Consider the following 5,492-nt stretch of genomic DNA (forward strand, 5'->3'; position numbering starts at 1 on the left):
CCGAGCCGCCTCCATCGCCGACGTGCAGGCCGCCCTCCGGCTCGCCTCCGAGTACCGCGTGCCGGTGGTGCCCCGCGGGGCGGGCACCGGACTGGCGGCCGGGGGGAGTGGCCGGCGAGGGCGCCCTCGTCGTTTTCGACCGCCGAGATGGACCGCATCCTCGAGATCTCGCTCGAGGACGAACTCGCCGTCGTCGAGCCGGGAGTCCTCAACCAGGCTCTCTCGGACGCGGTCGCCCCGGACGGACTCGTGTTCTCACCCGACCCGGCGAGCAAGGCGATCTCGAGCATCGGCGGCAACATCGCGACCAACGCCGGCGGTCTACTCTGCGCGAAGTACGGGGTGACCCGCGAGGCGGTGCTCGGGCTCGCTGTCGTCCTCGCCGACGGCCGTCTCCTGCGCACGGGCCGCCGCAGCGTGAAGGGTGTGACCGGCTACGACCTCACCGCACTCCTCACGGGGTCGGAGGGGACCCTCGGGGTCATCGTGGAGGCGACGGTGAGGCTCCGGCCGATCCCGACCGGACGGGTGGTGACTCTTGGGGCCTTCTTCCCGAGCGTCGTCGGCGCAGCCGCTGCCTCCGCCGCGATCACGGCCGCGCGTCTGCGCCCCGCCGTGATGGAGCTGATGGACGAGGCGGCGCTCGCCGCGGTCGGGCGATACACCGGCGCAGCACTGGACCGCGGGCGGGCCTATCTGCTCGTGCAGACCGATGGCGGGGGAGCGGCGGACGAGGCGGAGCGGATCCTGCGCATCGTCACCGCCGCCGGGGGCGACGCCGAGACAACCGAGGACCCGGACGCCGGTGAGGCCCTGCTCGCGGTCCGCCGGGCGTTCCACCCGGCGCTCGAGGCCGAGGGAGAAGTGCTGATCGAGGACGTCTGCGTGCCACGCTCGGCCCTTCCTGCGATGTTCGAGGCGATCCGCGGCATCGAGGCGCGCACGGGCCTGCGCATCCCGACCGTCGCGCACGCGGGCGACGGCAACCTGCATCCCAACTTCGTCCTGCCGGCGGGCGCGACGCGGCGGGCGAGGAGGTCTGGGAGGCGGCGGCCGAGCTGTTCCGCACCGCCGTCGCGCTCGGCGGCACTCTCACCGGTGAGCACGGAGTGGGCCGGCTCAAGCGGCGCTGGCTCGAGGAGGAGGTGGGCGGGGACTCGCTCGCCCTTCAGCGCGGGATCAAGGCCGTCTTCGATCCGCTCGGGATCATGAACCCCGGAGTCGTCTTCTAGAGCGCGATCAGCCCGCCAGCCGTCGGAGGATGGGAGCCGCCATGCGTCGGCGAGGCGGACCACGCCATCGGCGAGCGCGCGCTGGGGCGAGCGGCCCGCCGGCGGATCGGGGAACGTCCGCGTCGGGTCGAACTCGGTGGAGCTCTCGAGCTCACGCGTGAGCACGACCCTGCTCGCCCGCAGCGCCGGGTCGTCCGGGGGCGTGAATCCGCGGCTCTGGTACCACTGCTCGGCCGAGCCCTTCTCGTGCACGAAGAGGGTGCTGCCGGGCCCGCTCTCGGCGCGCAGGGCGATCCGCCCCTCGACCTGCTGGGCGGTGCGGTACTGGTAGTGCTTCAGCCTGATCCTCGTGCTCGCGGGGTGCGCGAGACCGATCGGCCAGACGGCTGACGGTGGCCAGACCGTCCGGGCCAGATGCCGCATGAAACGGATCTCGGAGTGGTTGCAGAGGTACCACGACATCGCCGAGTAGTCGGGGCCCGTCGCCTGCTCACGGGCGACGTCCTCCTCGGTGAGGAAGAACTGGAAGGACGCGCTCAGGACATGGTCCGTCCGCGCGGGCAGGGCCTGGAGGAATTCGCGGGGGTCGTCGAGGTAGAACTCGTCGGCATCGAGGCGGCACCACCAGTCACCCGGCTCGGAGAGGTGCCGGAAGTCGGCGAAGATCTGCTGGCGGAGCGAATCCCGGAAGCGGCCGAGGAACCGGCCCCAGAGCACGACCTTGTCGTCGTCGGCAGCCAGGCGCTCCAGGATCTCCCAGGTGCCGTCGGTGCTGCCGTTGTCCATGACGATCACGAGGTCGGCCCACGCGGTGGCCGCGGTGATGACGTCGGCGACGATGTCGGCCTCGTCTTTCACGGTCATCGCCGCGAAGATCCTCATTGCGCCGATCCGTCCGTCGTGTCCCACGCGTCCATCATGTCCATCCGCTCCTCGCCGTACCGCGGCCGCTCGGGCCCCCCTACGGACAGCTGGTGCAGCGCCCGCGTCGCGGACGAGAGTAGGGCCCCGCGGCTCGCTCGGCGGCGACTGGCGCGTCCGAGGCGCGTCACCGGAGGACCGCCGAGGCCGCGAGAGCGGTCGTCGCGGCAGACATCAGCCCGTACAGGATCGTCTCCCGCCGTGATCCGGCGGAGCCGAGCAGAGGGAGCGCACTGTAGCCGCCGGAGGTCCAGAAGCACCGCAGCGGTGTGCGCCGCAGACGGTGCGGCAGGCGTACCCGCAGTGGCCACAGCCAGTTGACGCCTTCCGTGGTGAGCGCATCACCGGCGACGTGCACCACGTAGCCCAGCGTCGCGGCGACGCGCAGCCACGTCCACGTCCCGTCGGCGAGAACGATCAGGAGGATCGTCACCACGCTCGCTCCTGCCCAGGCGACCGGCCACGAGGGTGCCGCTCGGATCGCCTTCGCCGCGAACGCGAGCGCGGGGAGGGTCAGCAGCGCGGCCAGCGAGACGGGTTCGACTCCGGGCAGGGCGAGGCGCACCTGGGTCAGCAGTGGGACGACGCACCAGACGACGGCGATCGCGAGCAGGGAGTGCATCCCGTGCCGGTGGCCGCCGCTCATGCGGCCCGCCGTGGCCGTGAGGAGGGAGCGCCCGGCGCCGAGCGGGACACGGTCGCGCGGGCGTGGTCCGCGTCGGGCACCAGCGCCCAGCCCGCCGTGACTCCGAGCCCGATGAGGCGCAGGTCGAGCGGGAGAGCATCGAGGCCGAGCGGCTCGGCGATCGCCGGGACCGAGGTGGTGAGGGCCCAGGCCAGCGCACCCGAGACGGCGTGCGAGCGGCCCATCATCGCTCAGAGGCTCCTTCTGCTCCAGGCTGAGGGAGTGGGCGATACCGGACTCGAACCGATGACCTCTTCCGTGTGAAGGAAGCGCGCTACCAACTGCGCCAATCGCCCAGGGGGACGTACTGGACGACCCGAACAATGATCGTAGCGGATCCGCGGGGTCCGGACGCACCGTGGCGGAGCGCCACGCCCGGGTGAACGGACGGCGACCGGTCGGTTTGGTGCGGAAAGACGCCGAACGTCCGTCACCCCGATGCGGTCCGCCGTCGTTCGATTTGGAATCTCACCGTCTCGTCGTATACATTCTTCTAGGTCGAGCCGGGCAGCGAAAGCGTCGGCGAGACCGGTAAGGCCGGTGGCACGGCTCGACCGAAGCAGCACGACAGACATGCGGATGTGGCGCAGCGGTAGCGCATCACCTTGCCAAGGTGAGGGTCGCGAGTTCGAATCTCGTCATCCGCTCGAACACCGGTCTCCGGACCGGCGTCATCGGGACGGCACCCCTGGGTGTGTCCCATCCGGTGGGCCTCAGGTCCGCCGACACCGAAACCCGTACACGGTGGATTGGCCGAGAGGCGAGGCAGCGGCCTGCAAAGCCGTATACACGGGTTCGAATCCCGTATCCACCTCGATCGTTCATCGAACGAGGCGCTCCTCACGGAGCAGCGGGCGATTGGCGCAGCGGTAGCGCGCTTCCCTGACACGGAAGAGGTCACTGGTTCGATCCCAGTATCGCCCACAGATCGAGTATCGCCCACAGACGAGGACCCCAGCTGCGGCCGGGGGTCCTCGTCTGTGGGCGGTCGTGCCCGCCGCGCGGAGCGGCGGCCCGTCGCCGTGCGCCACGCCTTCGCGGCATGACGCTAGCCTCGAGGAGTGCCCGCTCCGATCCCTGTCGACGACGACGGCACGGTTCTGCGCCTCGTCGCCCGTGACGACGGGCCGGCCCTCGCCGCCGCCTACCGGCGCAACCGCCGTCACCTCGCCCCGTGGGAGCCCACCCGGTCGCCCCGCTTCTTCGAGGCCGGTGGGCAGAGCGACGCGGTGGCCGATGCCCTGTTCGCCCACCGCTCCGGCAGCAGCCTCCCGCTCGTCCTCGAGCGCGACGGACGGATCGTCGGACGGGTCACCGTGGCGAACATCGTCCGCGGCGCCTTCGACAGTGCAGACCTCGGCTATTGGCTCGACGATTCGCTCCAGGGCAGGGGCCTGATGACACGCGCGGTCGGGGCCGCCCTCCTCCTCGCCCGTGACGATCTGCGTCTGCACCGGGTGCAGGCCGGCACGCTCGTCCACAACGTCGGTTCGCAGACCGTGCTCCTGCGCAACGGCTTCGAGCGGATCGGCGTCGCCCGTCGCTACCTGCGCATCGCCGGCGACTGGCAGGACCACGTGCTGTTCCAGGCGCTGCTCGAGGATCGGCCGCTCCAGCCCCCGACGATCCCGCTCGTCTCAGGTGAGCGGCGCCGGGATCGGCCCGGCACTCCGAGCGGAAGGAAGGCGCCATGACCACGCGGCAGATCGGTGGACGCGAGTTCGATTTCGAGCGGCAGGTGGCCGTGATGGCGGTCGTCAACCGCACTCCCGACTCCTTCTACGACAAGGGTGCGACGTTCGTGCTCGAGAGCGCGGTCGCGGCCGCCGTGCGTGCCGCCGATCAGGGTGCCGACTGGGTCGACATCGGTGGTGTCCCGTTCGGCCGCGGCCCCGCTGTCTCTCTGCAGGAGGAGCTGGACCGCGTCGTGCCGGTGGTCGCGGGCATCGCCGAGCGGAGCGACGTGGTGATCTCGGTCGACACGACACGCGCTGAGGTGGCGCGGGCGAGCATCGCCGAGGGGGCCAGCGTCGTGAACGACACCAGTGGTCTGCAAGACCCGGGGATGCTGGACGTCGTCGCTTCCTCCTCTGCCCAGCTCGTGATCACGCACAGCATGGGCGCTCCGCGCAGCGAGCCGATCCGTCCGGAGTACGACGACGTGGTCGCGACCGTCGTCGAGTACCTGCGCGGCAGGGTCGAGCGGGCGCTGGCCGCGGGGGTGCCTGCGGAGCGGATCGTGGTGGATCCGGGCCACGACCTCAACAAGAACACTCTGCACACTCTCGAGCTCACCCGCCGCCTCGGCGAGGTCGCGGCCCTGGGCTACCCGGTGCTCGCTGCCGTCTCGAACAAGGACTTCGTCGGTGAGACGCTCGACCGGCCGCAGGGGCAGCGGCTGGAGGGCTCTCTCGCGGCAGCGGTGATCTGCATCCTCAACGGCGCACGGATCGTCCGGATGCACGACGTGCGCGAGGCGGTCGACGCGGTCCGGCTGACGGAGGCGGTCCTGGGCTGGCGTGCCCCGCCCCACCTCCGCCACAACGTGGAGCCCGCGGCGTGAGCGCCCGCATCGACGGGCTCTCACCCGCCGCCCTCGATCTCTCGGACGAGGCGCTGCTGGCGCTCTACGCCCAGGGCGCGGCCGAGGAGTG

Annotated in this window: 5 protein-coding genes, 4 tRNA genes and 2 pseudogenes; 7 read left to right on the forward strand and 4 right to left on the reverse strand. The window is 71.4% G+C overall.

All coding sequences use genetic code 11. The annotated features are described in order from the left end of the window. Together ACH61_RS16465 and ACH61_RS17545 are read left to right on the forward strand one after the other, a co-directional pair. Nucleotides 1-1,232 (forward strand): annotated as a pseudogene (locus ACH61_RS16465) (FAD-binding oxidoreductase); the annotation flags it as partial. Between the two features lie 157 nt (nt 1,233-1,389). Next, nucleotides 1,390-1,563 (forward strand): hypothetical protein, encoded by a 174-nt coding sequence (locus tag ACH61_RS17545; RefSeq protein ID WP_161489671.1) that lies wholly within the window; start codon nt 1,390-1,392, stop codon nt 1,561-1,563. A 260-nt stretch (nt 1,564-1,823) separates the two neighbouring features. On the opposite strand, the pseudogene ACH61_RS16475 reads toward ACH61_RS17545, so the two are convergent. From ACH61_RS16475 to ACH61_RS13715, 4 genes and pseudogenes are all read right to left on the reverse strand, one after another. Beyond that, a pseudogene (locus tag ACH61_RS16475) lies at nt 1,824-2,114 on the reverse strand (glycosyltransferase family 2 protein); the annotation flags it as partial. A gap of 166 nt (nt 2,115-2,280) precedes the next feature. Continuing rightward, on the reverse strand, nt 2,281-2,799 hold the full coding sequence (locus tag ACH61_RS13705) for a metal-dependent hydrolase (protein ID WP_082845279.1): 519 nt from the start codon (nt 2,797-2,799) through the stop codon (nt 2,281-2,283). Then, nucleotides 2,796-3,026 (reverse strand): metal-dependent hydrolase, encoded by a 231-nt coding sequence (locus ACH61_RS18880; RefSeq protein ID WP_068213013.1) that lies wholly within the window; start codon nt 3,024-3,026, stop codon nt 2,796-2,798. Before ACH61_RS18880 ends, ACH61_RS13705 begins: the two co-directional genes overlap by 4 nt. Nucleotides 3,027-3,061: 35 nt before the next feature. Continuing rightward, nucleotides 3,062-3,134: transfer RNA gene (locus ACH61_RS13715), tRNA-Val, on the reverse strand. A 279-nt stretch (nt 3,135-3,413) separates the two neighbouring features. On the opposite strand from ACH61_RS13715, the gene ACH61_RS13720 reads away from it, so the two are divergent. From ACH61_RS13720 to folP, 5 genes are all read left to right on the forward strand, one after another. After that, a tRNA-Gly gene (locus tag ACH61_RS13720) sits at nt 3,414-3,485 on the forward strand. Nucleotides 3,486-3,581: 96 nt separating this feature from the next. Continuing rightward, nucleotides 3,582-3,652, forward strand: a tRNA-Cys gene (locus ACH61_RS13725). 38 nt (nt 3,653-3,690) lie between these two features. Then, nucleotides 3,691-3,762 (forward strand) — tRNA-Val (locus ACH61_RS13730). Between the two features lie 137 nt (nt 3,763-3,899). Next, nucleotides 3,900-4,532: a GNAT family N-acetyltransferase gene (locus tag ACH61_RS13735; protein WP_068213016.1), complete on the forward strand. Its 633-nt coding sequence runs from the start codon at nt 3,900-3,902 to the stop codon at nt 4,530-4,532. Beyond that, nucleotides 4,529-5,401, forward strand: coding sequence for a dihydropteroate synthase (folP, locus tag ACH61_RS13740; RefSeq protein WP_068213017.1), 873 nt, complete (start codon nt 4,529-4,531; stop codon nt 5,399-5,401). The genes ACH61_RS13735 and folP overlap by 4 nt, the downstream gene beginning before the upstream one ends. The last annotated feature ends 91 nt before the right edge of the window (nt 5,402-5,492 follow it).

This window comes from Rathayibacter tanaceti (assembly GCF_001634385.1).
In the GTDB taxonomy this organism is placed as follows: Bacteria; Actinomycetota; Actinomycetes; order Actinomycetales; family Microbacteriaceae; genus Rathayibacter; species Rathayibacter tanaceti.

Coding starts and splice junctions, on each gene's coding strand:
- ACH61_RS13705 (WP_082845279.1), bottom strand. CDS start 2,799: ATGAGCGGCGGCCACCGGCACGGGATGCACTCCCTGCTCGCGATCGCC.
- ACH61_RS18880 (WP_068213013.1), bottom strand. CDS start 3,026: ATGATGGGCCGCTCGCACGCCGTCTCGGGTGCGCTGGCCTGGGCCCTC.
- folP (WP_068213017.1), top strand. CDS start 4,529: ATGACCACGCGGCAGATCGGTGGACGCGAGTTCGATTTCGAGCGGCAG.